24 protein-coding genes are annotated in these 26091 nt (G+C 70.5%); 16 read left to right on the top strand and 8 right to left on the bottom strand.

Translation table 11 applies throughout. The features are described from left to right. The first annotated feature begins 65 nt into the window (after nucleotides 1-65). The gene (locus tag ABFX55_RS06920; RefSeq protein WP_346118733.1) at nucleotides 66-884 is read left to right on the top strand and encodes an MOSC domain-containing protein; all 819 of its coding nucleotides are present in this window, start codon (nucleotides 66-68) and stop codon (nucleotides 882-884) included. A gap of 30 nt (nucleotides 885-914) precedes the next feature. Here ABFX55_RS06920 and ABFX55_RS06915 read toward each other — a convergent pair whose 3' ends face one another. Continuing rightward, the gene (locus tag ABFX55_RS06915) at nucleotides 915-2924 is read right to left on the bottom strand and encodes an ATP-dependent DNA helicase (protein WP_346118731.1); all 2010 of its coding nucleotides are present in this window, start codon (nucleotides 2922-2924) and stop codon (nucleotides 915-917) included. 238 nt (nucleotides 2925-3162) lie between these two features. Here ABFX55_RS06915 and ABFX55_RS06910 point away from each other — a divergent pair, with 238 nt between their 5' ends. Both ABFX55_RS06910 and ABFX55_RS06905 read left to right on the top strand, forming a co-directional pair. After that, on the top strand, nucleotides 3163-4437 hold the full coding sequence (locus ABFX55_RS06910) for a hypothetical protein (RefSeq protein ID WP_346118729.1): 1275 nt from the start codon (nucleotides 3163-3165) through the stop codon (nucleotides 4435-4437). Nucleotides 4438-4525: 88 nt separating this feature from the next. Beyond that, entirely contained in the window at nucleotides 4526-6094 is a 1569-nt protein-coding gene (locus ABFX55_RS06905; RefSeq protein WP_346118727.1) for a Na+/H+ antiporter, read from the top strand. Here ABFX55_RS06905 and ABFX55_RS06900 read toward each other — a convergent pair. Next, nucleotides 6091-6348, bottom strand: a complete 258-nt coding sequence (locus ABFX55_RS06900) for a ubiquitin carboxyl-terminal hydrolase 14 (RefSeq protein WP_346118725.1) — start codon at nucleotides 6346-6348, stop codon at nucleotides 6091-6093. The two genes, ABFX55_RS06905 and ABFX55_RS06900, sit on opposite strands and share 4 nt — an antisense overlap. A 112-nt stretch (nucleotides 6349-6460) precedes the next feature. Between ABFX55_RS06900 and ABFX55_RS06895 the strand changes: the two genes are divergently transcribed. From ABFX55_RS06895 to ABFX55_RS06865, 7 genes are read left to right on the top strand one after another with little or no spacing between them, the layout of a single operon-like run. Continuing rightward, on the top strand, nucleotides 6461-7237 hold the full coding sequence (locus ABFX55_RS06895) for an ABC transporter ATP-binding protein (protein ID WP_346118723.1): 777 nt from the start codon (nucleotides 6461-6463) through the stop codon (nucleotides 7235-7237). Then, nucleotides 7234-8025 (top strand): ABC transporter ATP-binding protein, encoded by a 792-nt coding sequence (locus ABFX55_RS06890; protein ID WP_346119218.1) that lies wholly within the window; start codon nucleotides 7234-7236, stop codon nucleotides 8023-8025. Before ABFX55_RS06895 ends, ABFX55_RS06890 begins: the two co-directional genes overlap by 4 nt. Beyond that, the gene (locus tag ABFX55_RS06885; RefSeq protein WP_346118721.1) at nucleotides 8022-9854 is read left to right on the top strand and encodes an AMP-dependent synthetase/ligase; all 1833 of its coding nucleotides are present in this window, start codon (nucleotides 8022-8024) and stop codon (nucleotides 9852-9854) included. Before ABFX55_RS06890 ends, ABFX55_RS06885 begins: the two co-directional genes overlap by 4 nt. Beyond that, nucleotides 9851-10738, top strand: coding sequence for a branched-chain amino acid ABC transporter permease (locus tag ABFX55_RS06880; protein WP_346118720.1), 888 nt, complete (start codon nucleotides 9851-9853; stop codon nucleotides 10736-10738). Before ABFX55_RS06885 ends, ABFX55_RS06880 begins: the two co-directional genes overlap by 4 nt. After that, the gene (locus ABFX55_RS06875) at nucleotides 10735-11937 is read left to right on the top strand and encodes a branched-chain amino acid ABC transporter permease (RefSeq protein ID WP_346118718.1); all 1203 of its coding nucleotides are present in this window, start codon (nucleotides 10735-10737) and stop codon (nucleotides 11935-11937) included. The genes ABFX55_RS06880 and ABFX55_RS06875 overlap by 4 nt, the downstream gene beginning before the upstream one ends. Nucleotides 11938-11950: 13 nt before the next feature. Continuing rightward, nucleotides 11951-13243 carry an ABC transporter substrate-binding protein gene (locus ABFX55_RS06870; protein WP_346118716.1) on the top strand — a complete coding sequence of 431 codons (1293 nt, stop codon included), beginning with the start codon at nucleotides 11951-11953 and terminating at the stop codon, nucleotides 13241-13243. 39 nt (nucleotides 13244-13282) lie between these two features. Then, the gene (locus tag ABFX55_RS06865; RefSeq protein ID WP_346118714.1) at nucleotides 13283-13669 is read left to right on the top strand and encodes a hypothetical protein; all 387 of its coding nucleotides are present in this window, start codon (nucleotides 13283-13285) and stop codon (nucleotides 13667-13669) included. Here the strand turns inward: ABFX55_RS06865 and ABFX55_RS06860 are convergent. After that, the gene (locus ABFX55_RS06860) at nucleotides 13666-14583 is read right to left on the bottom strand and encodes a DUF3500 domain-containing protein (protein WP_346118712.1); all 918 of its coding nucleotides are present in this window, start codon (nucleotides 14581-14583) and stop codon (nucleotides 13666-13668) included. The two genes, ABFX55_RS06865 and ABFX55_RS06860, sit on opposite strands and share 4 nt — an antisense overlap. A 61-nt stretch (nucleotides 14584-14644) precedes the next feature. Between ABFX55_RS06860 and ABFX55_RS06855 the strand changes: the two genes are divergently transcribed. Then, on the top strand, nucleotides 14645-14980 hold the full coding sequence (locus tag ABFX55_RS06855; protein WP_183645914.1) for a DUF202 domain-containing protein: 336 nt from the start codon (nucleotides 14645-14647) through the stop codon (nucleotides 14978-14980). Nucleotides 14981-14982: 2 nt separating this feature from the next. Then, nucleotides 14983-15315: a DUF202 domain-containing protein gene (locus tag ABFX55_RS06850; RefSeq protein ID WP_346118710.1), complete on the top strand. Its 333-nt coding sequence runs from the start codon at nucleotides 14983-14985 to the stop codon at nucleotides 15313-15315. 114 nt (nucleotides 15316-15429) lie between these two features. On the opposite strand, the gene ABFX55_RS06845 is transcribed toward ABFX55_RS06850, so the two are convergent. After that, the gene (locus tag ABFX55_RS06845; protein ID WP_346118708.1) at nucleotides 15430-16314 is read right to left on the bottom strand and encodes an SCO6745 family protein; all 885 of its coding nucleotides are present in this window, start codon (nucleotides 16312-16314) and stop codon (nucleotides 15430-15432) included. A 128-nt stretch (nucleotides 16315-16442) separates the two neighbouring features. On the opposite strand from ABFX55_RS06845, the gene ABFX55_RS06840 reads away from it, so the two are divergent. After that, nucleotides 16443-16754, top strand: a complete 312-nt coding sequence (locus tag ABFX55_RS06840) for a hypothetical protein (protein ID WP_346118706.1) — start codon at nucleotides 16443-16445, stop codon at nucleotides 16752-16754. Nucleotides 16755-16809: 55 nt separating this feature from the next. On the opposite strand, the gene ABFX55_RS06835 is transcribed toward ABFX55_RS06840, so the two are convergent. Together ABFX55_RS06835 and ABFX55_RS06830 are read right to left on the bottom strand one after the other, a co-directional pair. After that, nucleotides 16810-18630: an ABC transporter ATP-binding protein gene (locus tag ABFX55_RS06835; protein WP_346118704.1), complete on the bottom strand. Its 1821-nt coding sequence runs from the start codon at nucleotides 18628-18630 to the stop codon at nucleotides 16810-16812. Beyond that, nucleotides 18627-20393, bottom strand: a complete 1767-nt coding sequence (locus ABFX55_RS06830; protein ID WP_346118702.1) for an ABC transporter ATP-binding protein — start codon at nucleotides 20391-20393, stop codon at nucleotides 18627-18629. Before ABFX55_RS06830 ends, ABFX55_RS06835 begins: the two co-directional genes overlap by 4 nt. Nucleotides 20394-20729: 336 nt before the next feature. Between ABFX55_RS06830 and ABFX55_RS06825 the strand changes: the two genes are divergently transcribed. Both ABFX55_RS06825 and ABFX55_RS06820 read left to right on the top strand, forming a co-directional pair. Continuing rightward, nucleotides 20730-22064, top strand: coding sequence for a sensor histidine kinase (locus ABFX55_RS06825; protein WP_346118700.1), 1335 nt, complete (start codon nucleotides 20730-20732; stop codon nucleotides 22062-22064). Further along, nucleotides 22057-23466 (top strand): pyridoxal phosphate-dependent decarboxylase family protein, encoded by a 1410-nt coding sequence (locus tag ABFX55_RS06820; protein ID WP_346118698.1) that lies wholly within the window; start codon nucleotides 22057-22059, stop codon nucleotides 23464-23466. Before ABFX55_RS06825 ends, ABFX55_RS06820 begins: the two co-directional genes overlap by 8 nt. 64 nt (nucleotides 23467-23530) lie before the next feature. On the opposite strand, the gene ABFX55_RS06815 is transcribed toward ABFX55_RS06820, so the two are convergent. Beyond that, a complete protein-coding gene (locus tag ABFX55_RS06815) occupies nucleotides 23531-24646 on the bottom strand; it encodes a ferritin-like domain-containing protein (RefSeq protein ID WP_346118696.1) in 1116 nt (371 codons plus the stop codon). 79 nt (nucleotides 24647-24725) lie between these two features. Here ABFX55_RS06815 and ABFX55_RS06810 point away from each other — a divergent pair, with 79 nt between their 5' ends. Next, nucleotides 24726-25370, top strand: a complete 645-nt coding sequence (locus tag ABFX55_RS06810; protein ID WP_346118694.1) for a TetR/AcrR family transcriptional regulator — start codon at nucleotides 24726-24728, stop codon at nucleotides 25368-25370. A 48-nt stretch (nucleotides 25371-25418) separates the two neighbouring features. On the opposite strand, the gene ABFX55_RS06805 is transcribed toward ABFX55_RS06810, so the two are convergent. Further along, nucleotides 25419-25964 (bottom strand): aggregation-promoting factor C-terminal-like domain-containing protein, encoded by a 546-nt coding sequence (locus ABFX55_RS06805; protein ID WP_346118692.1) that lies wholly within the window; start codon nucleotides 25962-25964, stop codon nucleotides 25419-25421. Between the last annotated feature and the right edge of the window lie 127 nt (nucleotides 25965-26091).

Raw genomic sequence — 26091 nt, 5'->3', positions numbered from 1 at the left:
CGCGGCCCAGAGTACGGTGCCGCGCTCCTTGAGAGAGCGCTCTCTCGGAAGCTACAGTAAAGGGCGTGATTCTCTCGGAGATCCGTATCTACCCGATCAAATCGGTGACCGGATGGGCGGTCGACCGTGCCCACGTCCACCCGTGGGGCCTCGAAGGCGATCGCCGCTGGGCCGTGGTCGGCCCCGACGGCGACAACCTCTGGCTCGGCGAGCACCCCCGCCTGCTCGCCGTCACGGCCACCGAGCTCCCTGCGGGCGGCCTGCTGCTGTCCGCGCGGGGCCTGCCCGATCTCAAGGTGCCGCCCGCGGACGGCCCGAGCGTGCCCGTGGGTTTCACCGGCCTCGACCACGCCATGCTGGCCGCGCCCGAGGCGCATGCGTGGTTAACCGAGCTGCTCGGCGTCCCCGCCAGGCTGGTGTGGCTCGACGACCCCGCCCGCCGCTCCATCGACCCCGCTCACGGCGGACTGCCCGGCGAGGTGGTGAGCTTCGCGTGGGACGCCCCCCTGCTGCTCACCACCACGGCCTCCTCGCGCACGCTCGACGAATGGATCGAGCAGGACGCCGCCGAACGCGGTGAGGTCTCGGACGGCCCGCTCTCGCCGCTGCGCTTCAGGCCCAGCGTGATGGTCGAGGGCGCCGAGCCGTTCGAGGAGGACACCTGGCGCGAGGTCCGCATCGGCACGGTCTCCTTCCGCGTCTCCGAGCTGTGCGACCGGTGCGCGGTGACCACCATCGACCCCTTCACCTACCGCAAGGGCAAGGAGCCTCTCCGTACGCTCGCCGCGCACCGCAGGTGGGACGGCAAGACCTGGTTCGGCATCCGCCTCGTTCCGCGGGACGTGGGCGAGATCCGGGTGGGAGATCCCGTGATCGCGGGATAGAAGGAAGTCCGGAGCGAGGGGCGGGAGCTCTCAGCTCGTCAGGCGCTTCAGAGCGGTGCGGACCACCGCCGGGTCGCTCGTCCTCCAGAACGGCGGCAGCGAGTTCAACAGGAACCCGCTGTAACGCGCCGTGGCCAGCCGGGGGTCGAGCACCGCCACGACCCCCTTGTCGTCCTGCGCCCGCAGCAGCCGCCCCGCCCCCTGCGCCAGCAGCAGCGCCGCGTGGTTGGCCGCCACCGCCATGAACCCGTTGCCGCCCTTGGCCACCACGTGCCGCTGCCTGGCGGAGGTGAGCGGATCGTCGGGCCTGGGGAACGGCACCCTGTCGATGATCACCAGCCGCAGCGACGGCCCGGGCACGTCCACGCCCTGCCACAGCGACAGCGTGCCGAACAGGCACGTCGGCTCGTCCTCGGCGAACTGCTTGACCAGCAGCATCGTCGAGTCGTCGCCCTGGCACAGCAGCGGGACGTCGAGCCTGTCGCGCAGCGCCTCGGTGGCGGCCTTCGCCGCCCGCATGGAGGAGAACAGCCCCAGCGTGCGCCCGCCCGCCGCCTCGATCAGCTCGGCGATCTCGTCGAGGTAGGCCTGCGGCAGCCCGTCGCGCCCTGGCTGGGGCAGGTGCTTGGCGACGTAGAGGATGCCCGCGCGAGGGTGGTCGAAGGGCGAGCCGACGTCGATGCCCGTCCACCCGCGCTTACGGCTGTCGCTCTCTCCTCCCGAGCCCGAGCCCCTTCCCTCCGGGTCGCCGAGCCCCCACTGCTTGGCCAGGCCGTCGAAGGTGCCGCCCAGCGCGAGCGTGGCGGAGGTGAGCACCACGGTGCGCTCGCCGAACAGCTTGTCGCGCAGCATGCCGCCCACGCTCAGCGGCGCCACGCGCAGCGTCGCAGGACGCCGGTCGGTGCTGCCGTCGAGCCACACCACCTCCGCCCTGTCGACCTCGGTGGCGTGGCCGTAGGCCTCGAGCATGCGCACGGCCGTGTCGTGCACCTCGTCGAGCGCGGTGAAGGCCGCCTTGCGCTGGCCGGCCTTGTCAGGATCGTCCTTGTCGGCGCCGCGCGAGCCCATCGCCGTGAGACATCTGGCGGCGCTGTCGCGCACGAGGGCCAGGGTGAGCCCGAGCACCTCGGGAAGCTCGTCGATGCGGCCCGGCGGCGCCGCCTCCAGCAGCGCCTTGAGGTCTTCGCCGGCCTCGAGGAGCTGGTCGGCGATCGGCTGCTCGATGAGCCTGCCGACCCGCCGTACGGCCAGCGTGATCGCCGCCTCCGACAGCTCGTCGGTCACCACCGAGGTGACCCTGTCGGCCAGCTCGTGCGCCTCGTCGACGACCACCACCTCGTGCTCGGGCAGGATCGCCATGCCCTCCATGGCGTCGATCGCCAGCAGCGCGTGGTTGGTGACCACCACGTCGACCTCGCCCGCGCGCGCCTTGGCGAGCTCGGCGAAGCACTCGGCGCCGCTCGGGCAGCGCTGGGCGCCCAGGCACTCCTTGGCGCTCACCGAGAACTGCCGCCAGGCCTGCTCGTTGACGCCGGGGACCAGCTCGTCGCGGTCGCCCGTGGTCGTCTCCTCGGCCCACTCCTGGATGCGCTGGACCATCCGGCCCGTCGCGCTCACCTCGCGCGGATCGAAGAGCTGGTCCTGCTCCTCCTCGGGCCACCCCGCCGTCGCCTTGTAGCGGCACAGGTAGTTGCGCCGCCCCTTGAGGATGGCGAAGGTCGGCTCGTGCGGCAGCTCCTTGCCCAGGGTCTCGGCCAGGCGCGGCAGGTCGCGGTCGACGAGCTGGCGCTGCAGCGCGATCGTGGCGGTGGAGACCACCACGGGGGAGTCGGACTCCATCGCGTGCCTGATCGACGGCACCAGGTAGGCCAGCGACTTGCCGGTGCCCGTGCCGGCCTGGACGGCGAGGTGTTCCTCGTCGTCGATGGCCTTCTGGACGGCCTTGACCATGGTGATCTGCCCAGGCCGGTCGCTCCCTCCCAGGGCGCCCACGGCGATGGATAGCAGCTCTTCGACTGGAGGGAGAGTGGAGTCCGGCACGGCAGAAACCGTACCCGCTCGCGGTGACAGAACGCGCAGTCATCGGGCGGACGCATCCTGGCGTTCCAGGCCCCGTCGGCCGTTACCCGTGGCACACTTGCGGAGATAACCCGCCAGGTCAAAGAAGATCTTCCTGCTGTGGCGTGTGGGGCCCGAGGTGGGGGCGTAAGGCCCGTTTCGCTAGGGTTTCTGAAGGTTGAGTGGACGAATAAAGGCTGGTTAAAGCAGTATGTCTGCCATGTCGGAAGTTGTCCCGTTGCCGTCGTTCGGCGAAGTGTTCTTCGATGCACGAGGTCAGGAGCGGTGTCTCCGGGTCACGTGGCACGAGGGCACCCTGGTGCTCAGCCTGTGGCGAGGGGAGATGTGCACCGGCAGTTTCCGGATGCCGATGGAAGACGTCGGGCGGCTGCTCGACACCCTCGATGACGGCTACGCGGAGGCCACCGGCGAGCAGCCGCCCGTCGTGGTCGAGCCCCCCGTGGAGGTGGGTGAGTATCCGGGCACGGGCCAGTACCACCGGCCGCCGCCCTTCGAGCACGACCCGCAGCGCCCCCAGCACGACGACAGGCCCACGGCCACGCTCGCGCCCAGCGACGTCCTCGTCGCCAGGGGGGCGCCGCCGCAGCCGGACAAGCTCGTCGCCACGGCCTACCAGGACCAGCGCGAGCCCCTGATCGGCGCCGACGGCAGGCCGCGCGCCGCCGAGCCGCAGGCGGCCAGGGCCGCCGACCCGCTGGGCGGGCCCGGCTACCAGATGCCCGACTACCAGCTGCCCGCCGAGCGCTCGCCCCAGTCGACCGACCCGTTCGGCTTCCCCGGGCAGGGCGGCGCCCACCAGCAGATCCCCTCCGACCCGTTCGCCGCGCAGCAGCCCCTTCACCAGGCGGCCACGCAGCAGCTTCCTGTCCACCAGGACCCCTACACTCAGGCGCCGCAGCAGGCCGCCCCCGCGCCGTACACCGACCCCTTCTCGCCGCCGCCCCAGCGCGCGCAGAGCGCCCCGGCGGCCCCGGGCGCGGCGGGTCTCGGCACGCCCATGCACGGCATCCCCGGAGCGGGCCGCAGGCCCGTCGCCGAGGCCTACCCGCAGCCCGAGCCGTACGGCCAGCAGGACCAGTACATCCAGCAGGACCAGTACGCCCAGCCCGAGCGGTACGCCCAGTCCGACCAGTACGGTCAGGCAGCTGATCAGTACGGTCAACCCGACCAGTACGGCCAGCCCGACCAGTACGGCCAGCCCGACCAGTACGGCCAGCCCGACCAGTACGGCCAGCCTGGCCAGTACCCACAACCCGACCAGTACGGCCAGCAGCCCGGCTACCAGCAGTCGCCGCTGAACCCCGCCGACCCGCTCGGCCTCGGTCCTGGCGCCTACCAGACGCAGCCGCCGCACCAGCAGCCCGACCCGAGCATGCACCGCCCCTACGTCAACGACCAGATGTTCGTCACCGGCGAGCGCCTGCGCCCCGAGCAGCAGCACCAGGAAGACAGGACCGACCGCCGCGAGTGGTGATCGGCACGCCCCTGTCTAAGATGTCCCCGTGCCGAGTGAGTATCGTGCCGCGGGCCTGACCTGGTCCGCTGCCTAGCAGGGGGAGCGCGTGGAAGCGTCGACCGGCCTCTACTGGCTGCTCGTGGCGGGCGGGGCGATCGCCGTCGCCTGGGTGGCCAGGCGGAGGGGCTGGCCCGCTCCGCTGCTGCTGGTGCTGGCAGGGCTGGTGGTCTCGCCGCTCGTGCCCTCCATCAAGCTGGAGCCCGAGCTCATCCTCTACGTGTTCCTGCCGCCGCTGCTCTACTCGGCGGCGTTGGAGAGCTCCTACCTCAGCCTGCGCGAGAACAAGCGGGCGATCGGCATGCTCTCGATCGGCCTGGTGCTGTTCACCACGCTGGTCGTCGGCGGCGTGGTGCATCTGCTGCTGCCCGACCTGCCCCTGGCCGCCGCGTTCGCGCTGGGCGCGATCATCGCCCCTCCCGACGCCGTCGCCGCCGTCGCGGTCGGGCGCAGGCTCGGCCTGCCGCGCAGGCCGCTGACCATCCTCATCGGCGAGAGCCTGTTCAACGACGCCACGGCGCTGACCGTCTACCGCGTCGCCATCGGCGCGGTCGTGGGCCACGGCATCAGCCTGATCGAGGGGGCAGGCGAGTTCCTCTACACCGCCGTCGGCGGCGTGCTGATCGGCCTCGCCGTCGCGCTGGCGTCCGGCTGGCTGCTGGGGCGGACGCGCGACGCGCTGGTCGAGAACACCGTGATGCTGCTGATCCCGTTCGCCACCTATCTGGGCGCCGAGTCGGTGCACGCCTCAGGCGTGATCGCGGTGGTGATCGTCGGGCTCTACCTCGGCTACCGGATGCACCGCACCGGCGCGGGCACCCGGGTGCTGCTGTCGTCGGTGTGGAAGGTCGTCGACTTCATACTGGAGTCGATCGTCTTCGCGCTGATCGGCCTGCAGCTGGTGCCGGTGCTCAGCGGCCTGGCGGGCCGCAGCCCATGGGAGGTGGCGGGCTACGTGCTGGCCATCTTCGCCGTCACCGTGCTGGCCAGGTTCGTGTGGGTCTTCCCCTCGGCCTACCTGCCGCTGCTGTGGCTGAAGAGCGCGCCGAGGCCGCCGTGGCAGCACGTGGTCATCGTCGGCTGGGCGGGCATGCGCGGCGTGGTCTCCCTGGCGGCCGCCTTCGCCATCCCAGAGGGCTTCCCCGAGCGCGACCTGCTGCTCTTCCTGACCTTCAGCACCGTCATCCTCACCCTGCTGGTGCAGGGCCTGACCTTCCCCACGCTGATCAGGAAGCTGCGCGTCTCGAGCGAGCGCGAGGAGTACGAGGACAACCTGTCGGAGGCCGCCGCCCAGCAGGCCGCCGTCGAGGCGGGCCTGGCCAGGCTGGAGGAGGTGCTGCGCGAGGAGCCCGCCGACCAGATCCACGGCGAGGTCCTCGACATGCTGCGGCAGAAGTCGGAGCGGCGCGCCCTCACCGCCTGGGAGCGCCTGGGCGGCGGCACCGGTCAGGGCGGCGCGGAGACGCCCAGCCGCCTCTACCGGCGCCTGCGCAGGGAGATGCTCGCCGCCGAGCGCGAGGTGCTCGTCAGGCTGCGCGACGAGCGAAGGCTGGACGACGAGGTGCTCCGCCGGGTGACGGCGGAGCTCGACTTCGAAGAGGCGATCCTCGAGCGCTAGCCCATGGTGTTGTCGGTGAAGCACCACCGCCAGTCCTCGCCGGGCTCGAACGACTGCATGACCGGATGACCCACCATGCGGAAGTGGCTGGAGGCGTGCTTGCCGGGCGAGGAGTCGCAGCAGCCGATGTGCCCGCAGTCGAGGCAGCGCCGCAGATGCACCCAGCGGCCCCCCGTGGCCAGACACTCCTCGCAGCCCTCCGGTGTACGCGGGGGAGGGTCTCCTGCCTTGGAAAGATGCTCGCAAATTGCCATGACAGGAAGCTTAGAACCAGAACAGGGTTCCAATTTGGTCGCACCCCTTGATCGAGCGCTTGGTGAAGGCGACTCTTTCTCTCATCGGGGGGTCGCCACCTAGGAGGCCCGCTTGCTTGAGGTTCGCAATCTCGAGGTCGTGTACGACGATGTGATGCTCGTGCTGCGCGGAGTCAGTCTCACCGTGCCGCCCGGCTCGATCGTCGCGCTGCTCGGCGCCAACGGCGCGGGCAAGACCACTCTCCTGCGCGCCCTGTCGGGCCTGCTCGACGTGCACGACGGAGAGATCACCAAAGGCTCGGTCACCCTGGACGGCCGGCCGCTCCACACCCTGAGACCCGCCCAGATCGTCAGGCGGGGTGTCAGCCAGGTCATGGAGGGCCGCCGCATCCTGGCCGAGCTCACCGTCGAGGAGAACCTCAAGGTCGGCGGACACACCGCCGCCGAGTCGCACCTGGACCGCGTCTACGGCCTGTTCCCCGTGCTCAAGCAGCGGCGCAGGAGCGTGTCGGGCTACCTGTCGGGCGGCGAGCAGCAGATGCTCGCGGTCGGCAGGGCGCTCATGGCGGGCCCCCGCTACCTGCTGATGGACGAGCCGAGCCTCGGCCTCGCACCCGCGCTGGTCGCGCAGATCCGCGACCTCATCATCGAGATCAACAAGCAGGGCACGACCGTCCTGCTGGTCGAGCAGAACGCCACCATGGCGCTGTCGATCGCCGCCCACGGCTACGTGATGGAGACCGGCAAGATCGTCATGGACAAGCCCGCGGCCGAGTTGCTGGCCGACGAGGACATCAAGGAGTTCTACCTGGGCCTGGGCGCCGAGGGAGCCGCCAAGTCCTTCAGGGACGTCAAGCACTACAAGAGAAGGAAGCGGTGGCTCTCATGACCGCCCCCGAACCCCCCGGCGCGCCCGACGTCCTGGACGTGCGGGACGTGCGGCTCTCGTTCGCCGGCGTGAAGGCGATCGACGGCGTCTCCTTCACCGTCGGCCCCACCGAGCTGTTCGCCGTGATCGGCCCCAACGGCGCGGGCAAGACCTCCATCTTCAACGTGCTGTCCGGCGTCTACCGCCCGCAGCAGGGCAGTGTCACCTTCCTCGGCGCCGACCTGCTCGGCAGGCGCCCGCACGAGATCGCCGCCATGGGCCTGGCCCGCACCTTCCAGAACGTCGAGCTGTTCCACAACCTGACCGTCCTGGACAACCTGATGCTCGGCCGTCACTGCCACTTCCGCTACGGCGCGCTGCCCGCCGTCCTCTGGTACGGCAGGGCGCGCAGGGAGGAGCTCGAGGCGAGGGCCAGGGTCGAGGACATCGTCGACTTCCTCGAACTGGAGGCCTGGCGCAGGCACCCGGTGCGGCTGCTGCCGTACGGGGTGCAGAAGAGGGTGGAGCTCGGCCGCGCGCTGGCGATGGAGCCCAAGCTGCTGCTGCTCGACGAGCCCGTCGCCGGGATGAACCTGGAGGAGACCGAGGACATGGCCAGGTTCGTCCTGGACATCCGCGACGAGCTCGGCATCCCCATCGTGCTCGTCGACCACGACATGGGCCTGGTCATGGACCTGGCCGACCGGGTGCTCGTGCTCGACTTCGGCCGTCAGGTCGCGCTCGGCACGCCCGCGCGGGTGCAGCAGGACCCCAAGGTCATCGAGGCGTACCTGGGAGGCGCCGCATGACAATGACGGCAACGAGAACACAGACCATCGCCACCAGAGTGCGCCGCAGGGCAGAGGAGAGCCCCGGCGCGGTCGCGATGCGCTACAAGGACTTCGGCATCTGGAAGGAGGTCGGCTGGCGCACCTACTGGACGCACGTCGAGCTGGTCGCGCACGCCCTGATGGCGCTGGGGGTGGAGCCCGGCGACAGGGTGGCCGTCCACTCGGAGAACAGGCCCGAGTGGCTCTATGCCGACCTGGCCACCGTCGCGATCAGGGGCATCACGGTCGGCCTCTACCCGACCAACCCGCCCGCCGAGGTGGCCTACCTGCTGTCGAACTCGGGCGCGAAGATCCTCATCGCCGAGGACCAGGAGCAGGTCGACAAGGCCTTGGCGGTCATCGACGACTGCCCCGACCTCGAACGCATCGTCTACCTGGAGCCTCGCGGCATCAGAGGGCGCTACGACGACCCGCGGCTGATGTCGTGGGAGGAGCTGCTGGCCATGGGCGCCGAGCGGGCGGGTCCCCTGGAGGAGCGGATGGCGGGCGCCGAACCGGGCGACGTCATGACGCTCATCTACACCTCGGGGACCACGGGCCCGCCCAAGGGGGTCATGCTGACCGTGGCGAACGTGGAGTTCGCGGTGCGGACCCTGGTCGAGAACGGCGGTTTCACCTCGCCTCCGCCCTCGGAGCGCGACCTGATCGTCTCCTACCTGCCGCTGTGCCACGTCGCCGAGCGCGCCTTCACGGTCTGGTTCAACTCGGCCGCCGGCGTGCAGGTGAACTTCGCCGAGTCCATCGACACCGTGCAGGCCAACCTGCGAGAGGTGCAGCCGACCATCCTGTTCGGCGTGCCGCGCATCTGGGAGAAGATCCTCGCGCAGGTCAACATCAAGATCGACTCGGCCTCCCCGCTGAAGCGGCTCACCACCCGCCTCTGGCTGCGCGTGGCCGACCGCATCGGCGACACCCTCGTGCGCACGGGTGGCAGGCACACCATGGGCACCAGGGCGCTCTACGGCCTGGGCTGGCTGATGTGCTACCGCTCGCTGCGCGAGCGCCTCGGCATGCGCCGCGTCCGCTACGCGGCCTCGGGCGCCGCGCCCATCGCGCCCGACGTGCTCAAGTTCTACATGGGCATCGGCGTGGCCATGCACGAGGTGTACGGCATGAGCGAGAACACCGCGATCGCCACCGGCAACCGTCCGGGCAGGATCAGGCTCGGCACGGTCGGCGAGCCCCAGGAGGGCGTCGAGCTCAGGATCGACGAGCTGACGGGGGAGATCCTCACCAGGCACCCCGGCACCTTCGCCGGATACTGGCGCAATCCCCGCGCCACCGCCGACGTGCTGGACGAGGACGGCTGGCTGCACACCGGCGACGTCGGCGAATGGGTCGAGGGCACGCACGTGCGCATCACCGACAGGATGAAGGACATCCTCATCACCGCAGGCGGCAAGAACGTCGCGCCCAGCGAGATGGAGAACGCGCTGAAGGCCTCGCCGTACATCAAGGAGGCGGTGGTGATCGGCGACCAGCGGCCCTACCTGGTGGCGCTGATCGGCATCGAGCTCGACACCGTGGGGGAGTGGGCGCGCAGGCGCGGCCTGTCCTACACCACCTACAGGGACCTGTCGGAGAAGAGCGAGGTGCGTGAGCTGGTGCAGGGCATCGTCGACGAGGTCAACCAGAGGTTCGCCAGGGTCGAGCAGGTCAGGCGCTTCGCCTTTCTGCCCAAGGAGCTCGACCACGAGGACGGCGAGCTCACCGCCACCCAGAAGGTCAAGCGCTCGGCCATCGCCAAGCTGTTCGAGGAGCTCGTCGAAGGGATGTACCGCCGGTGACGGACGTGGTGGAGTCGGTCATCAGGGGCCTGGGCAACGGCTCGGTCTACGCGTTGCTCGCCCTCGGTTTCGTGATCATCTACAAGGCGACCAGGGTGATCAGCTTCGCCCAGCCGTCGCTGATGCTGGCGGGGGCCGTCGCGGTCAGCTACCTGGCCGAGGTCACCGGGTTCTACCTGGCGGTGCTCCTGGCGGGGCTGCTGATCGCGGGCGTCGCGCTGGTGATCGAGCGCGTCGCGATCAGGCCCATGGTGGGCCGTCCCTTCTTCGTGGTCGCGATCATCACGCTCGGCGTCGACGTGGTGGTGCGGGTGGTCGTGAACGCCTTCATCGGGCGCGACGTGCGGCAGATGGGCGACCCGTGGGGCTTCACGCAGGTCTCCTTCGGCCCGTTCGTGGTGCAGACCAGGTGGCTGGCCATGCTCGTGGTCACGGCCGTGCTCGTCGGCCTGCTGTTCGCCTTCTTCCGCTACACCAGGTACGGCCTGGCCATGCGGGCGGCCGCCTTCGACCAGGAGACCGCGCTCGCCCAGGGGGTCTCGGTCGGCATGGTGTTCGCGCTGTCGTGGGGGCTGGCCGGCTTCCTCGCGGCGATCGCAGGCATGTTCGTCGGCACGGGCCAGGGCGTGGAGCAGCTGACCTGGATCATCGCGCTCAAGGCGCTGCCGGCGATCATCGTCGGCGGGCTCGACTCGCTCGGCGGAGCGGTGGTCGGCGGCCTCGCGATCGGCGTGGTCGAGTCGCTGTTCCAGAGCTACCAGGGTCAGCTCGCGCCGTGGCTGGGACAGAACTTCGCGGTGGTCACGCCGTACGTGGTGATGCTGGTGGTGCTGCTCATCAGACCCTACGGCCTGTGGGGCACCAAAGAGGTGGAGCGGGTATGAGCGAGAGGGAATCGCCGACGAAGGAACGGCGCCCGTGGAAGCAGGGGCGCCCGCCCATGGCCTGGGCCGCCGACATACCGACCGGACGGTCTCGCAGACCCCGTGGGCGCCCGCTGCTCTACACCTCCTACAGCCAGGACTTGGCGCTGCTCGACACCGGGGCCAAGAAGGTCTGGACCGGGCTGCTGGTGCTGGTGGCGTTCGGGCTGTCGGTCGTGCTGGCCGACCGCTCGCTGGAGGTGCTGGCCGGCGCGTACGTGCTGGCGATCGGGGCGATCGGGCTCAACATCGTCACCGGCTACGCGGGTCAGGTCTCGCTCGGCCACGCCTTCTTCGTCGCGATCGGCGCCTACACGGGCGCGGCGCTGTCGGGGCCGCCCGGCGGCAGGACGCTCGGGTTCGGCGTCGCGGAGATCTGGATCTGGCTGCCGGCCGCGGGGCTGATGGCCGCCGTGGCAGGCGTGCTGGTGGCGCCGCTGGCCTCCAGGTTGCGCGGGCTCTACCTCGCCGTCGTCACGCTCGGCCTGGTCTTCCTCGGCGAGCACGTCTTCAAGGAGTGGGACGCCCTGACGGGCGGGCCAGGCGTCGGCCGCTCGGCCGCGGTGCCGCAGTTGTTCGGCGTGCGTCTCGACCAGGACGGGCCGCTGGGCACCCGCGAGCAGCTGCTCTACCTGCTGATGCTGGTCCTGCTCGTCGTCTTCGCCGTCGCCGCGCGCAACCTGGCGCGCTCGCGCATCGGCAGGGCGTTCATGGCCGTCCGTGACCGCGACATCGCCGCCGAGGTCATGGGGGTGCCGCTGACCAGGTACAAGGTGCTGGCCTTCGGCATCTCCTCCTTCTACGCCGGCTGCGCGGGCGCGCTGCTCTACAGCATCAGCGGCTACGTGGAGCCCGGCTCCTTCAGCCTGCTGCTGTCGGTGCAGTTCATCGCGATGGTGCTGATCGGCGGGGTGGCCACCGTGTCGGGCGCGATCGCGGGCGCGCTGTTCATCTCGCTGCTGCAGCCGCTGACCAGGTCGCTGCCCGCGCTGGTGCCGTTCGTCAGCGCCGACACGACGGTCACGCCCAACGTCTTCCAGGTCGAGACCGTGCTGTACGGCCTGCTGATCATCCTCTTCCTGGTCTTCGAGCCGCGTGGTCTGTTCGGCGTCTGGATCCGCGTCCGCAACTACTGGAAGAGCTGGCCCTTCTCCTACTAAGAGAGGAAATTTCGTGAAGAGTCGCTATGTCGTGACCGGAGTCGCGGTAGTGGCCCTTCTGTCCGCATGTGGCGTCATCCGGGGGGACGACGAGGGCAGCAAGGGCGGCGCCGTGGCAACGGGCGTCACCGACGAACCATGTCCCAAGGCCATCGACAAGAACAAGGGGTGCATCTACCTCGGCACCGTCTCCGACCTCACCCAGGGGCCCTTCGCGGCGCTGGCCGTCCCCATCACCGACGCGCAGAAGGCCTTCTGGAAGCGGGTCAACACCGCCGGCGGCATCGGCGGCAAGTACGAGGTGGACGTCGAGAGCTACGTCAGGGACAACAAGTACAACCCCGAGACCCACCGGCAGGTCTACAACGAGATCAAGGACAAGGTGCTCGGCCTGGCCCAGACGCTCGGCTCGCCGACGACCGCGGCGATCATCGACGACCTCAAGGCCAACAGCGTGGTCGCCGCGCCCGCCTCCTGGACCTCGGCGTGGGAGTTCGAGGACGTCATCATCGAGACCGGCTCCAACTACTGCATCGAGGCCATGAACTCGGTGGACTACGCGATGGAGGCCTACAAGCCCAAGACCGTGATGGCCGTCCACCTGGCCGGTGACTACGGCGCCGACGCGGCGGCGGGCGCGAAGATCGCCGCGGAGAAGAACGGGCTGGAGTTCACCGCGGTGGAGACCCCCTCGGGCGCCACCGAGCAGGGCAGGGCGATCACCGAGATCACCAAGAACAAGCCCGACCTGGTCATCCTCACCACGGGCCCCGCCGACGCGGCCGCCATCATCGGGCAGTCCGCCGCCGCGGGGTACAAGGGGCGCTTCATCGGCACGGGCCCGACGTGGAACCCCGCCCTGCTCAAGTCGCCTGCCGCGCCCGCGCTGAAGGCGCTGTACGAGCAGTCGTCGCCCGGCAAGCCGTACGGAGCCGACACGCCGGGCCACCAGGCCATGCGTGACGCGCTGCCAGGCGTGACGCCCAACGACGGCTACACCTCGGGCTGGGCGTGGTCCTACCCGCTGAAGGCGGCGCTGGAGAAGATGGTCGCCGGGGGCGACGTCAGCCGCAAGGGCCTGCTGGCGGCGGTCAAGACACTGGCGACCGTCGACTATGAGGGCATGCTGCCCCCGGAGGCGGGCAACTTCGCCGGCGACGCGAACGCGGCCACGTTCCGGCAGACGCTGATCAACAAGGTGGACGAGTCGGCGCCGACCGGGGTCACGGAGGTGAAGGACTTCTTCACAGGGCCCACCGCGCAGGCTCACACGATGGACGGACCCTGTTTCAGCAAGCTGTCCTGATCATCGCGGGGGGCGCGGCCGTTGGATAGGGTCGTCGGTATGCGACTCGTTTCCAGCAGGTTCGTGCCCCTCGCCGCATTCGCCGTGGCCGTCTTCGCCACCGGGTGCAGCGAGATCAACGCGACGGTCGACAAGGCGCAGGCCTGCCTGGAGGCCCCCAGGATCATCACCGAGACCGTCACCAAGATCGGCACTCTGGTCAACGACCCCGCGGCGATGGAGAAGGAGCTCGACTCCGCCTCGCAGAAGCTCGGCGAGGTGGCCGACAAGGCCTCCAACACCACGCTCAAGGAGGCGACGGACGACCTGGCCACCAGCCTCGGCAAGCTCGACGTCACCAGCGCCAACGAGGCGGTCGACGCGGTCCAGAAGGTCGGCACCGACACCACCGCCTACCTGACCAAGCTCAAGGAAGCCTGCAGCTAGGACAGGCCCAGCTCGCCGGTCAGGTGCGCGGGCAGGATCGCCGCGCCGAAGTCGGCGCCGGGACGCCTGATGACCGTGTGCGCGTGGTCGGCGGCGTCGGCCGTGTTGTCGTACTCGATCAGCAGGCCCTGCCCCTGGATGCGGTAGTAGTGCCCGGCCCCGGGCGTGGCGGGGCCCGCCCACGCGAACGACAGCCGCGCCGCGTCGTGGCTGCCGCGCAGTTCGGGAGCCAGCCGGTCCAGGTAGACGGCCGTCAGCCCGGCCAGCAGGTCGCGCTCGGCCGAGCCCATGGAGGCGCCGCGCACGCCCAGCGGCTCCAGCGCCGAGGTCACCTCCGAGGTGCCGGTCAGGATGTCGGGCGGCGCCTCGTCTGCGACGATCGCCCGGCCGCGCAGGGCGGGTGACAGCTCGGCCAGCAGCGCCCTGGCCAGCTCCTCCTCCAGCGGCAGCGGGCGCACGACCGCGGCTGAGCCGTACCAGACGCCCGCCGGATGGGCGCCGAGGAACAGCGGCGCCACCTCCACCCGCCCGCCGCTGACCGTCGCCGTGACCGACACGTGGTGACCCTCGAAGCGCCAGCCCCACTCGTCGTCGCCAGGCGTGCCGAAAACGGCCAGGTGGTAGTCGTCGCTGTGGCGGCCCCTGGCGCCTCCCTCGTCGAGGTCGAGCACCTCCTCCAGCGCCATGATCGTGACCACCTGGGCGAACGCGTGCCGCGACAGCGCGGTGGCCAGCAGCCTGTGGGCCCCCTTGCGGGACTGCCTGTCCAGCCCGAGCAGCGACACCCCCGGCCTGGGTGTGGGCACGTACGTCCAGCGCAGCCGCCGCGGGTCGTGGAAGGGATAGGCGGCGGCCTGCCGCTGGGTGTCGGTGAGGCCGCCGAGGAACTGTGCCGCGATCTCCGCCATGCGCATGGTCCCAGGATCTCCTATCCCAGCTTCTCTAGGGGAAATGGGGTCGAACTAGCGTGGAGGCATGAACGGCACCGAGCCCGACCCCCGGTTCACCCTCGCCAACGAGAGGACGTTCCTGACCTGGTTGAGCACCTCGCTGGCGCTGTGCGCGGGCGGCGTCGCCATGGCGGCCGTGGCCGACGACGTCTTCGTCCCGTGGGCGCGCACAGTCCTGTCGGTGATGCTCGTCGCGCTCGCCGCGCTGGCCGCGGGCATGGCCTACCCGCGCTGGCGAAACATCCAGCGCGCGCTGCGCAACCAGGCCCCGCTGCCGCCCCCCGCGCTGGCCGCCGTCTTCGGCTACGGCGTGGCCGCGGTGGCGGTCGTCGCCCTCGTGCTCATCCTGATGACCGTCTGACCATGTCGAGCGAGATCTGGGACCCCGGACTGCAGAGTGAGCGCACCCGCCTGGCCTGGGTGCGCACCGCGGTCGCGCTGTCCACGGGCGGCCTCGCCGCGGCCGGCCTGTCGGCGCGCACCGGTCTCGGCCCGGTGTTCGTGGCCGGGTTCGCGCTGGCCGCCCTGTGCGGAGGGATCCTGCTCGTGCGCACCTCGGCCCGCTTCCGCGCCGTTCAGCTCGCCCTGCATCGCGGTGACCCGCTCGACGGCCGCCTGGACGCCCTGCTGGCCTGGATCGGCACGCTCTGCGTGGTCGTGGGCGCGGCCTGCTTCGTGGTCGTCTCCACCTTCTAGCGGCCGCCGCCCGCCCGCCCGGACGGCCGCACCGCCTCCAGCGCGGACGGCCGCACCGTCTTCGGCTCGGGCGGCTCCACCGTCTGCAGTTCAGGTGGCTCCACCGAGCAGCCCCTACACCGCGAGCAGCCCCGCGCTCACCACAGCCCGCCCGAACGGCTGGGCGAGCTCGGCCAGGCGCGCGCATCCCTGCTCGCCGAGCGCGGCGTAGGCGGGAAGGGCCAGCTCGTCGGTCCTCGCCTCGATGTGGGCGCGCAGCCGCCTGCCCTCCTCGGTCAGGCCCGCCGTGGTCCAGTCGCCTCCGGAGGGCGGGTCGTCGGCGGCCTGCCCGTCGGCGGCTCCGGCCAGCAGGCCCTTCGCGCGCAGCGAGGCGACCGCCGCCGCCCAGGCCTCCTCGGGCCAGCCGCGCGACGCCCGCAGGAAGATCTCGGGCACGTCGCCGCCCGCCGCGTGCATCGCGAGCGCCTCCACGGGCGACAGGCCCTCCGACGTCAGCACCGCCACATGGCCGTCGCCCCTGAACTCCCTCAGCAGGGTCTGGGCGTGGAACAGGTCGCGCAGCGGCTCGCCGGGCCACGGCAGCGTGGCGTGCGCCGCGAACAGCGGCCTGCCGTGCAGGTGCTCGGCCGCCGCCTCCGCCGCCCTTCTGGCCAGCGCGAGCGTCTCCCCGAGCGCGCCCGCCGTGTCGATGCCGCCCCTGCGCAGCGCCGCCTCGGCCGCCTCCATCCTGGCGTCGAGCACCTTGGCGGGCGTGGTCACCTCCCATGCGGAGGGCAGCGCCCGCCGTACGAGGGCGGGGTTGAAGTTGAAGAAGGCCGCGATGACCACCTCGGCGCTCGCCTCGCCGAAGGCGGCGCCCCTGGAGGCGAAGTAGCCCGTCATCTGGCCGGTGAGGCCGAGCGCGGCGTAGCGCTCGCTCGCCTCGGGGACGAAGTAGATCATGCCGTGCACCGGCTCGAGGCGTCGCCATGCCCGCCTCGCGACGTGGGGATCGATCATCGACGCTCTCCTCGCTCTTGAACCAACCGGTCGGTATGGGAACCTACGGGCCGTTTTATCCCTCGTCAATGGCTTGCGAGCGCCGGGCATGGAGGCGGACACTCGGAAGAGAGGCGGAGGTGATCCTCGTGCGAGAAGGCTATGACGCGAGGGAGACGTGGCCGTTCGAGTGCCAGTGCTGCTGGCATGTCTGGGAAGAGGAGTACCTCGTCAGACGTCTCACCGACGACCACGGCAACGAGGTGGAGGTCTGGCTGAGGTCCGGCGTGTCGGTCCAGCCGCCCAACTCCGACAGGAGCTGCCCGAAGTGCGGGGCGGTCCAGATCACCACGTTCCCCTCGGGCTACCTGGCCAAGAGGGCCGAGCCCGTGGTGCCGGCGCCCAGGGAGGTCGCGCAGGAGACGGCGCTGAAGTTCACCTGGCGGGCGCCGATCATGTAGTGGCGAGCGCAACGGCGCGGCCCCGCCGTGGCGGGGCCGCGCCCTGTCGTGTCGCTCAGGCGAGGCTGTCGAGCCAGGCCTGGTGCAGGCCGGCGAAGCGGCCTGAGGAGGCGACGAGCTGCTCGGGCGAGCCGTCCTCGACGATCACGCCCTTGTCCATCACCAGCACCCTGTCGGCGATCTCCACCGTCGACAGGCGGTGCGCGATGATCAGCGCGGTCCGGTCGGCCAGGATCGTGCGCAGCGCCCGCTGGACCAGCCGCTCGCTCGGCACGTCGAGCGAGGAGGTGGCCTCGTCCAGGATGAGCACCGAGGGGTCGGCGAGGAAGGCGCGCGCGAAGGCGACCAACTGGCGCTGACCGGCCGACATGCGGCCGCCTCGCTTGCCGACCTCGGTGTCGTAGCCGTCGGGCAGCGCCGAGATGAACTCGTGCGCGCCGATCGCCTTGGCCGCCTCGACGATCTCCTTGCGGGCGGCGCCCGGACGGCCGAAGCCGATGTTCTCCGCGACCGTGCCCGAGAACAGGAAGTTCTCCTGCGTCACCATCACCACGGCTCCGCGCAGCGTCGTCTCGTCGAGGTCGCGCAGGTCCACGCCGTCCAGCAGCACCCTGCCCTCGGTGGGGTCGTAGAAGCGGGCGATGAGCTTGGCCAGCGTGGTCTTGCCCGCGCCCGTCGCCCCGACCAGCGCCACGCTCTGACCCGCGGGGACGGTCAGGTCGAGGCGGGGCAGGATCGGCATCTCCGGCACGTAGGAGAACGCGGTGCCCTCGAAGCGGACCTCGCCGCGCGCCCTGGCGAGCTCCGCGCCGCGCGGCGGCTCGGGGACCGAGGGCTCCTCCTCCAGCACGCCCGACAGCTTCTCCAGCGCCGCGCCCGCCGACTGCAGGGTGTTGTAGAACTGGCTGATCTCCTGCATCGGCTCGTAGAACTGGCGCAGGTAGAGCAGGAAGGCCGCCAGCACGCCGACCGTGACCTCGTCGTGGAAGGCCAGCCAGCCGCCGTAGATCAGCACCCCGGCGATCGTGAGGTTGCCGATGAGCTTGATACCGGGCATGAACACCGCGATCAGCTGCATGGCGCGGGCGTTGGCGTCGCGGTAGTCGGTGTTGAGCTGGCCGAAGATCTCCTGGTTGCGCGGCTCGCGGCGGAAGGCCTGCACGGCCCTGATGCCGGTCATCGACTCCACGAAGTGGACGATGACCAGCGCGACCGTCTCCCTGGTCCGCCGGTAGGTGAGAGCCGACTGGCGGCGGAACCACCGGGTGAACAGCAGCAGGATCGGCAGCGGCACCAGCGCCACCAGGCCCAGGTGCACGTCGAGGATCAGCAGCAGCGCCGCGGTGCCGAACATCGTCAGCACCGCGGTGACCAGCCCGTCGAACCCCGACTGCAGGAGCTCGGCGATCGCCTCGATGTCGGAGGTCAGCCGCGAGATGACCCTGCCCGAGGTGTACTTCTCGTGGAAGGACAGCGAGAGCCGCTGGAAGTGGTCGAAGACCCTGCGGCGCAGTTCGAGCAGGATGTCCTGGCCGATACGGCCCGACATCTTCAGGAAGGCCTGCCTGGTCAGCGCCTGGGTGACGGCGGCGGCCAGGATGACCGCGATCACGGTCAGCAGCGTGCCTGAGCCCTCGCCCCTGGCCATCGGCGGGATGCCCGAGTCGATGCCGACCTTCACCAGGTAGGGGATGGCGAGCCCGGCGCCGCTCGAGCAGACGATAACCGCGCTGAGCAGCGCGATCGCCTTGCGGTGCGGGCTGAGCAGGTCGGTCAGCAGCTTGCGCGAGCGGGTACGCAGCAGCAGGGAGACCTTCTCTGGAAGGTCGTCCTTGTTCTCCGAGGCGACGCCGCGCCAGTCGGTGGTGGCCGTCATCGCAGGGCCCCTTCCTCGGACAGGTCGGCGTCCTGGGCCAGCAGCTCGCGGTACTCGGGCACGTCGGCGAGCAGCTCCTGGTGGGTGCCGACATGGGTGATCGTGCCGCCGCGCAGCAGCGCCACCTTGTCGGCGAGCAGCACGGTCGAGGCACGGTGGGCGACCACGATGCCCGTCGCCTCGCGCAGCACGTGCCGCAGCGCCTCCTCCACCAGCGCCTCCGTCTCCACGTCCAGCGCCGACAGCGTGTCGTCGAGGACGAGGATCTTCGGCTTGGACAGCACCGCGCGCGCCAGCGCCAGGCGCTGACGCTGACCGCCCGACAGCGACATGCCCTGCTCGCCGATGCGGGTGTCGAGGCCCCACGGCAGGTCGTAGACGAAGGTCGCCTGCGCCACCTCCAGGGCCTCGCGCACCTCCTCGTCGGTGGCCTCGCGATGGCCCAGCGTGAGGTTCTCGCGCACGCTCATCGAGAACAGCGTGGGCTCCTCGAAGGCGGTGGCGACGACGTCGCGCAGCACGCTCAGCTTGAGGTCGCGCACGTCGTGGCCGTCGATGGTGACCCGGCCCGAGGTCACGTCGACCAGGCGGGGCACCAGCGCGGTGAGCGTCGTCTTGCCCGAGCCCGTGGCGCCGACGACCGCGACCGTCTCGCCCGGCCGCACGTCGAGCCAGACGTCGTGCAGAACAGGGCGCTCGGCTCCGGGGAAGCGGAAGCCCACGCCCTCGAGGCGCAGGTGGCCCCTGGGGTCCTCGATCGTCTCCGAGCCGTCCTCGATCGAGGGCGCGGTGTCCATGACCTCCATGACGCGGTCGGCCGAGGTCATCGACTCCTGTGCCATCGCCAGGATGTAGCCGAGGCTCGCGATCGGCCACACCAGTTGCAGCATCAGCGTGGTGAAGGCGACCAGGGTGCCCAGCGTCAGCCCCCCTGTGCCCACGGCCAGCGCGCCCAGCAGGAGCACGAGGGCGAGGGTGAAGTTCGGGATCACCTCGAGGAAGGTGAAGAATCTGGCCGAGAGCCCGACCTTGTCGATCGAGGTGGCGTAGACCTTGCGCGCGGACTCGTCGAAGCTGTCGTAGACGTGGTGGCGGCGGCCGAAGGCCTTGATCGTGCGGATCCCGATCGCGGACTCCTCGACGAGTGTGGCGAGGTCGCCCTGCTCGTCCTGGACCTGGCGCGAGATCTTGATGTACTTCTTCTCGAAGCGCAGCGACACCCAGATGATGGGCACGGCGGAGGCCGCCACCAGCAGGCCCAGCGGCCAGTACATGTTGAGCAGCACGATCGTCACCGTGGTGAGCTGGATGACGTTCATGACCAGGAACAGCATGCCGAAGCCGAGGAAGCGGCGGATGGTCGACAGGTCGGTCGTCGCGCGAGAGAGCAGCTGGCCCGACTGCCAGTCGCTGTGGAAGGCCATCGGCAGGCGCTGCAGGTGCTCGTAGAGGTCGTCGCGGATCTCGGTCTCGAGGCCGAGGACCGGCTTGGTCTGCACCCACCGCCTGAGGAAGATCATCAAGGCTTCCGCGACGCCGACGCCCACCGCCAGGAGCCCGAGGGGGAGCAGGTCGGCGGTCTGCTCGGCGTCGATCACCTCCTTGCCCACGAGGGGGAAGGCGATGCTGGCGGCTATGCCGAGGATGGCGACGAGCCAGATGAAGACCAGCTTGCCGAGGTGGGGGCGCAGATAGGAGCGCATGCGCCACAGGGAGTTGGAAGCGAGCAGGGGACGTCTGGGGGAGTTCGTATCGGGAGGCATCCCTTCTAGATTAATAGTGGGATCAACCCATTTTTGGTGACGAAAGCCCTCAGAGTGCTCCCCCTGAAGCCCCTGTCGCGTGGCGGTCAGGCGAGGTCGAACTCGCCCGTCCGGGGCCGGGCCGCTCGCGACCGTACCAGGCCGCACCGCCATTCCCTCGCTTGACCGTCCGCAGACCCGCTCCATGCCGCGAACGGGCCGAATCGCCACGCGCACCGGTTCGTGAGAGGTTCTATAGCCGCTCGTGAGCCCTGTTTGCACCGGCCGTGATGGGTCGTCAGTGACCGTGGAAAGGTGCAGTTCAGCAGATTTCGCCCACGCTCCATCAGGGCCCGCATGACGGTCGCCACGGTGGCGCTGTTCGGCGTCGTCCTCCTGGTCGGCGTCGTGACACTCTGCCTGACCTTGCCCTCGTGGGCGCGCGCCCAGCTCGTCGACCGCGCGGACGAGGCCAGCCGCATGGTCACGACCCTCATCGACACCCGGCCGATCCAGGGCCCGATCCCGCCCCAGCACGAGGTCCTCCTGCTCCAGGTGGTGAACGCGAGGGGAGAGGTGGTCGCCGCCAGCGCCGCCCTGGAGGGGCAGCCACCCCTCACCAGCGCCGTGCCTGGCGGCGGCGACTCCAGGGTGCTGGACAGGGTCTGCCGCCCCGGCGAGACCTGCCTGGTCGTCGTGGGCACCAGCAACAGGTCCACCGCGTACGGCCCCGCCGTGGCCTACGCGGCGGTCATGGAGTCGGCGGTGCTGAACGTCCCGCTCCTGGCCACGGTCCTGGGGGTCGCCGCGCTGGCCCTGCTCGCGCTGATGGGGTGGGCGGCGTGGATCGGTGTCGGCCGCGTCCTCGCCCCCGTGGAACGCATCAGGTCGGGCCTGGAGCAGATCAGCGCCACCGACCTCGGCGACAGGATGCCGGTGCCCGACACCGGCGACGAGGTGGCCCGGCTGGCCGTCACCGTCAACGACACACTGGGCAGGCTGGAGGAGGCCGTCGAGCGGCAGCGCCGCTTCGTCTCCGACGCTTCGCACGAGCTGCGCACCCCGCTGACGGCGATGCTGGTGCGGCTGGAGGCGTGCGCCGCCAGGCCCGATCCCGAGGAGTGCACCCAGACGCTGGAGGAGGCGCTCGGCGACGCCAGGCGGCTGTCGGCCATCGTCCAGGACCTGCTGCTCATGGCGAGGCTCGACGCGGGGACACGTCCCAAGGAGGAACTGCTCGATCTCGGCAAGCTGGTGGCCGACGAGATGGACCGCCGTTCCTTCCGCCTTCCCTTCTCCACCTGCGTCGAGCCACGCCTGATGGTGCGCGGCAACCGCCTGCGACTCGACAGGCTGGTGACGAACCTGCTGTCCAACGCCGACAGACACGGCGGCGAAGCCTTCCACGTCACGGTCTCGCGCTGCGGTGACGAGGGGGTGGTGGAGGTGCACGACGACGGGCCCGGCATCCCCGAAGACCAGCGGGAGGCGGTCTTCCAGCGGTTCACCAGGCTCGACACGGCCCGCTCTCGCGACCACGGCGGCACGGGCCTCGGCCTGGCCATCGCCCGCGACATCGCCACCGCCCACGGTGGCACCCTCCGCGTCGGGGACTCGGCGAAGGGCACCCGCCTGGTGCTGCGTCTCCCGCTCGCTTCCCCCGCTGAGGAGGCACAATCCGGAAATGAGTGATCCACTGTCCGAGCGGGAGCAGGCCCCCGCCGCGCTGAACCTCGTCGCCGCGGCCGCCGAGCCGTACCTCGGCTCGCTGGGCGAGCGCCCTGTCCACGACCACTCCGCCGACCACCTGCTCGACCTGCTGGAAGGCCCCCTCTCCGAGGAGGGGGAGGGCACGATGGCCGCCGTCGAGCAGCTGCTCGCGGTCGGGACCGAGGCCTCCACCCAGACCTCGGGCCCGCGCTTCTTCCACTTCGTCGTCGGCGGCGCCACGCCCGCCGCGCAGGCCGCCGACTGGGTGACCTCGCTGCTCGACCAGTCGAGCGGCCTGCACCTGACCTCGCCGCTGGCCGCCAGGGCCGAGCGGATCGCGCTCGACTGGCTCAAGGACCTGTTCGGCCTGCCCCCGGCGTACGGCGGGGTGCTGACGCCGAGCGCCACGTTCGCGAACCTGACGGGCCTGGCGTGCGCGAGGCAGTGGTGGGGCGAGCGGCACGGCGCCGACGTCACCTCGCAGGGCCTGGCGGGCCTGCCCAGGATGCCGGTGCTGGCAAGCGGCTACATCCACCCCAGCAGCCGCAAGGCGCTCCAGATGCTCGGCGTCGGCCGCGACGGCGTGACCGTGTGCGCGCGCGACGAAGCCGGCAGGGTCGACCTGGAGGCGATGGAGAGGGAGCTGGCGGCGCTGGAGGGACCCGCGGTGATCGTCGGCAACGCCGGCGAGGTCAACACGGGAGACTTCGACCCGATCGCCGACCTGGCCGACCTGGCCGGGCGGTACGGCGCCTGGCTGCACGTGGACGGCGCCTTCGGCCTGTTCGCCGCCGCCTCGCCGCGCCTGCGGCACCTGGTGGAGGGCGTGGAGCGGGCCGACTCGATCACCGCCGACGGGCACAAGTGGCTCAACGTCCCCTACGAGAGCGGCTTCGCCTTCGTCCGCGACCAGGACCTGATGTTCAGGTCGTTCGGCGCGTGGGGCGCCCACTACCTGCCCTCCGACGTCAACTACAACAACCTCGGCCCCGAGTCGTCGCGCAGGGCGCGGGCGCTGCCGATCTGGGCGACGCTCAGGGCGTACGGCAGGCAGGGCTACGCGCGGCTGGTCGAGCGCCACCACGACCTCGCCCTGCGCCTGGCCGAGGCCGTGGAGAAGGCGCCCGACATGGAGCTGCTCGCCCCTGTGCCGTTGTGCGTGGTGTGCTTCAGGTACCGCCCGGAGGGGACGCCGGAGGAGGAGCTCGACGACCTCAACCGCCGGCTCGGCGCGGCGTTGCTGGCCGACGGCCGCGTCTACGCGGGGACGACCACCTACCGGGGCATGACCGCGCTGCGCCCGGCCATCGTCAACTGGCGCACCACCGAGGCGGACATCGACTACTTCTGGGAGGTGCTCAGAGAACTGGCCGACCGGCTCTGACCGGCGGCCCTGTGCCGGGGGATCGCGCCTTCGGCGAGATCCCCCACCCACTCGCCCGGGACCGTCAGGAGGTCGCGCCCATCGCGATGGTCTCCGACACCTCCGCGTGGCGTTCGGCCTCCTCGGCGGTGAACCGCTCCGCGTCGAGCTTGTCGGCGATGTCCTCGTCCTGCTTCATCAGCGCCTCGAGCGACTGGCCCGCCATCTCGAGCACGCCCATGTCCGCGTAGGCCTGCTGCAGGCGCGGCGACCACAGGCCGATGTCCTTCACGCACGGCACGATCCTGCTGAACAGCAGCGACCTGAAGATGCGCAGGTACTCCGACTGGTCGACCGAGGTCATCGCCTCGTCCACCTCGGCGCGCGAGAGGCCGAGCGTCTCCCAGGTCTCCCTGCCGCGCAGGCGGTCGCGCATCAGGTAGCAGCCCTCGATGACGAAGTCCTCGCGCTCGCGCAGCTCCGCCTCCGACAGGTTCTTGTAGTAGTCGCGCAGCGCCATCCGGCCGAACGCGACGTGCCGAGCCTCGTCCTGCATGACGTAGGCGAGGATCTGCTTGGGCAGCGGCTTGGTGGTGATGTCGCGCATGACGCCGAAGGCCGCCAGCGCCAGGCCCTCGATCAGCACCTGCATGCCCAGGTACGGCATGTCCCACCTGGAGTCGGACAGCGTCGAGTCGAGCAGCGCCTTGAGGTGCTCGTTGATCGGGTAGGCCAGGCCCACCTTCTCCTGCAGGAAGCGCGCGTAGGTCTCGGCGTGCCTTGCCTCGTCCATGGTCTGGGTGGCGGCGTAGAACTTGGAGTCGAGGTCGGGCACCGACTCGACGATCCTCGCCGAGCAGATCATCGCGCCCTGCTCCCCGTGCAGGAACTGGGAGAACTGCCAGGCGGCGCCATGCCTGCGGACCTCGGCCCGCGTCCTGTCGTCCATGCGCTCCCACAGCGGCGTGCCGTAGATGGCGATGGTGTTGTCGGGCATGCCGAGGACGTTGTAGGGATCGACCTCGAGCTCCCAGTCGATCCGTTTCACGGAGTCCCACTGCTTGTCCTTGCCCTTTTGGTAAAGGGCCAGCATGCGGTCACGGCCGTCGTCGTACTCCCAGGTGAAACGGCTGGACCCGGCCATGTCCACATTCCACGTGGAGAGCTCGGCGGGGATCGTGTAGAGATCGTGCGTCGACATGCGGCCTCCAGGGGACGTACACCGTACGTATGCCTTCGAGACTTGCACGTACGGTGTACGTGCGTCAATAGAATGAGCTATGCCCTCTGAGCCGCTGTCCCGCGCGCGCATCGTCGCCGCCGCGATCGACCTCATCGAGCGGGAGGGCGCCGACGCGGTGTCCATGCGCAGGATCGCCGCCGACCTCGGCGTGGGGGTGATGTCGCTCTACAACCACGTGCCGAACAAGGCCTCGCTGCTCGACGGCGTCGCCGAGGCCGTGCTGTCGAAGATCCAGTTCACCGACGATCCCGAGGCGCACTGGACCGACAGGGTGCGCCTGCAGGCCAGGGCCTTCCGTCAGATCGCCCACCACCACCCGCGCTCCACCATGCTGGTCGTCAGCCGCCAGTTGCACTCGAACGCGGGCCTGCTGCCCGTCGAGCGGGCGCTGTCCACGCTGCGCGAGGCGGGCTTCGACGGAGCCGACGCGGTGCGGATGCTGCGCCTGTTCATCGCCTACATCATCGGCTCGCTGCTGCGCGAGGTGGGCGTCACGCCGACGTTCGCGCCCGTTCAGGGGGTCACCAGGGTCGGGAAGGTCGACCCCGAGCTGTTTCCCGAGGTGAGCGCGCTGGCCCCGCTCCTCGGCGCGTGCGACCACGAGGAGGAGTTCGACTTCGGCCTCGAACTGCTCATCCAGGCGATCGCGGTCCACCTGGACAGGAAGGGCACCCGGGGCTGAGCCCAGGGCGCCCTTCCACGGCAGCCGCCACTTCCCCTTGGCGGCTTCCTAGTACCAGTTGTGCGATCTGAAGTGGCCCCAGGCGCCGCACGGCCTGCCGTACCTGCCCTGGATGTACTTCAACCCCCAGCGGATCTGGGTGGTCGGGTTGTGCCGCCAGTCCTGTCCGACGCCCGACATCTTGACCGCCGGCAGCGCCTGCGGGATGCCGTACGCCCCGGACGAGGGGTTCTCGGCTCGGTGGTTCCAGTTGCTCTCCCTGGTCCAGAGGCTGTCCAGGCACTGGAACTCGCGTAGCGACCATGACCTCTGACTCACGAGGTCGAGGGCGATCTGCTTGTTGGTGCCCTTGCCCGGTGTGATGGGTCTCGCCTTCGGCAGCGCCTCGGTGTCCCAGGTGGCCTGATGGCTCACCGTGGGCCGCGCCGTCACCCTGTAGGTCTGGTGATGGAACACCCGAGGCTCCGCGTCCAGCGACCAGGTCCGCTGGTGGACCTTCCTGGCCGATTCCATATCGGCCAGGGCGGTCGAGGCTGTCCCGCCGGTGAACGCGACAGAGGCGATCATCACGGCGAGCACGCGATTGCTGTCCAACTCGATCCTTGCTGTCCGGTCGCGTGCGGGCGGGCCTCCACGTGATGGAGCACCCTGCCGGACCGCGCCCGTGGCTCGGGCGAGGAGGGCCCGCGTGGCCTTGCGGGGATCTTTTTCCGCCCGATCG

This window comes from Nonomuraea roseola (assembly GCF_039535395.1).
In the GTDB taxonomy this organism is placed as follows: Bacteria; Actinomycetota; Actinomycetes; order Streptosporangiales; family Streptosporangiaceae; genus Nonomuraea; species Nonomuraea roseola.
The sequence above is the reverse complement of the archived record's forward strand: the minus strand, read 5'-3'. Positions and strand labels throughout refer to the sequence as shown.

Bases quoted from the DNA above. Each gene is read 5' to 3' on its own strand.
- ABFX55_RS06910 (WP_346118729.1), top strand. From the start codon at position 3,163: ATGTCGGAAGTTGTCCCGTTGCCGTCGTTCGGCGAAGTGTTCTTCGAT.
- ABFX55_RS06900 (WP_346118725.1), bottom strand. From the start codon at position 6,348: ATGGCAATTTGCGAGCATCTTTCCAAGGCAGGAGACCCTCCCCCGCGT.
- ABFX55_RS06890 (WP_346119218.1), top strand. From the start codon at position 7,234: ATGACCGCCCCCGAACCCCCCGGCGCGCCCGACGTCCTGGACGTGCGG.
- ABFX55_RS06885 (WP_346118721.1), top strand. From the start codon at position 8,022: ATGACAATGACGGCAACGAGAACACAGACCATCGCCACCAGAGTGCGC.
- ABFX55_RS06875 (WP_346118718.1), top strand. From the start codon at position 10,735: ATGAGCGAGAGGGAATCGCCGACGAAGGAACGGCGCCCGTGGAAGCAG.
- ABFX55_RS06865 (WP_346118714.1), top strand. From the start codon at position 13,283: ATGCGACTCGTTTCCAGCAGGTTCGTGCCCCTCGCCGCATTCGCCGTG.
- ABFX55_RS06860 (WP_346118712.1), bottom strand. From the start codon at position 14,583: ATGCGCATGGCGGAGATCGCGGCACAGTTCCTCGGCGGCCTCACCGAC.
- ABFX55_RS06855 (WP_183645914.1), top strand. From the start codon at position 14,645: ATGAACGGCACCGAGCCCGACCCCCGGTTCACCCTCGCCAACGAGAGG.
- ABFX55_RS06850 (WP_346118710.1), top strand. From the start codon at position 14,983: ATGTCGAGCGAGATCTGGGACCCCGGACTGCAGAGTGAGCGCACCCGC.
- ABFX55_RS06845 (WP_346118708.1), bottom strand. From the start codon at position 16,314: ATGATCGATCCCCACGTCGCGAGGCGGGCATGGCGACGCCTCGAGCCG.
- ABFX55_RS06835 (WP_346118704.1), bottom strand. From the start codon at position 18,630: ATGACGGCCACCACCGACTGGCGCGGCGTCGCCTCGGAGAACAAGGAC.
- ABFX55_RS06830 (WP_346118702.1), bottom strand. From the start codon at position 20,393: ATGCCTCCCGATACGAACTCCCCCAGACGTCCCCTGCTCGCTTCCAAC.
- ABFX55_RS06825 (WP_346118700.1), top strand. From the start codon at position 20,730: ATGACGGTCGCCACGGTGGCGCTGTTCGGCGTCGTCCTCCTGGTCGGC.
- ABFX55_RS06820 (WP_346118698.1), top strand. From the start codon at position 22,057: ATGAGTGATCCACTGTCCGAGCGGGAGCAGGCCCCCGCCGCGCTGAAC.
- ABFX55_RS06815 (WP_346118696.1), bottom strand. From the start codon at position 24,646: ATGTCGACGCACGATCTCTACACGATCCCCGCCGAGCTCTCCACGTGG.
- ABFX55_RS06810 (WP_346118694.1), top strand. From the start codon at position 24,726: ATGCCCTCTGAGCCGCTGTCCCGCGCGCGCATCGTCGCCGCCGCGATC.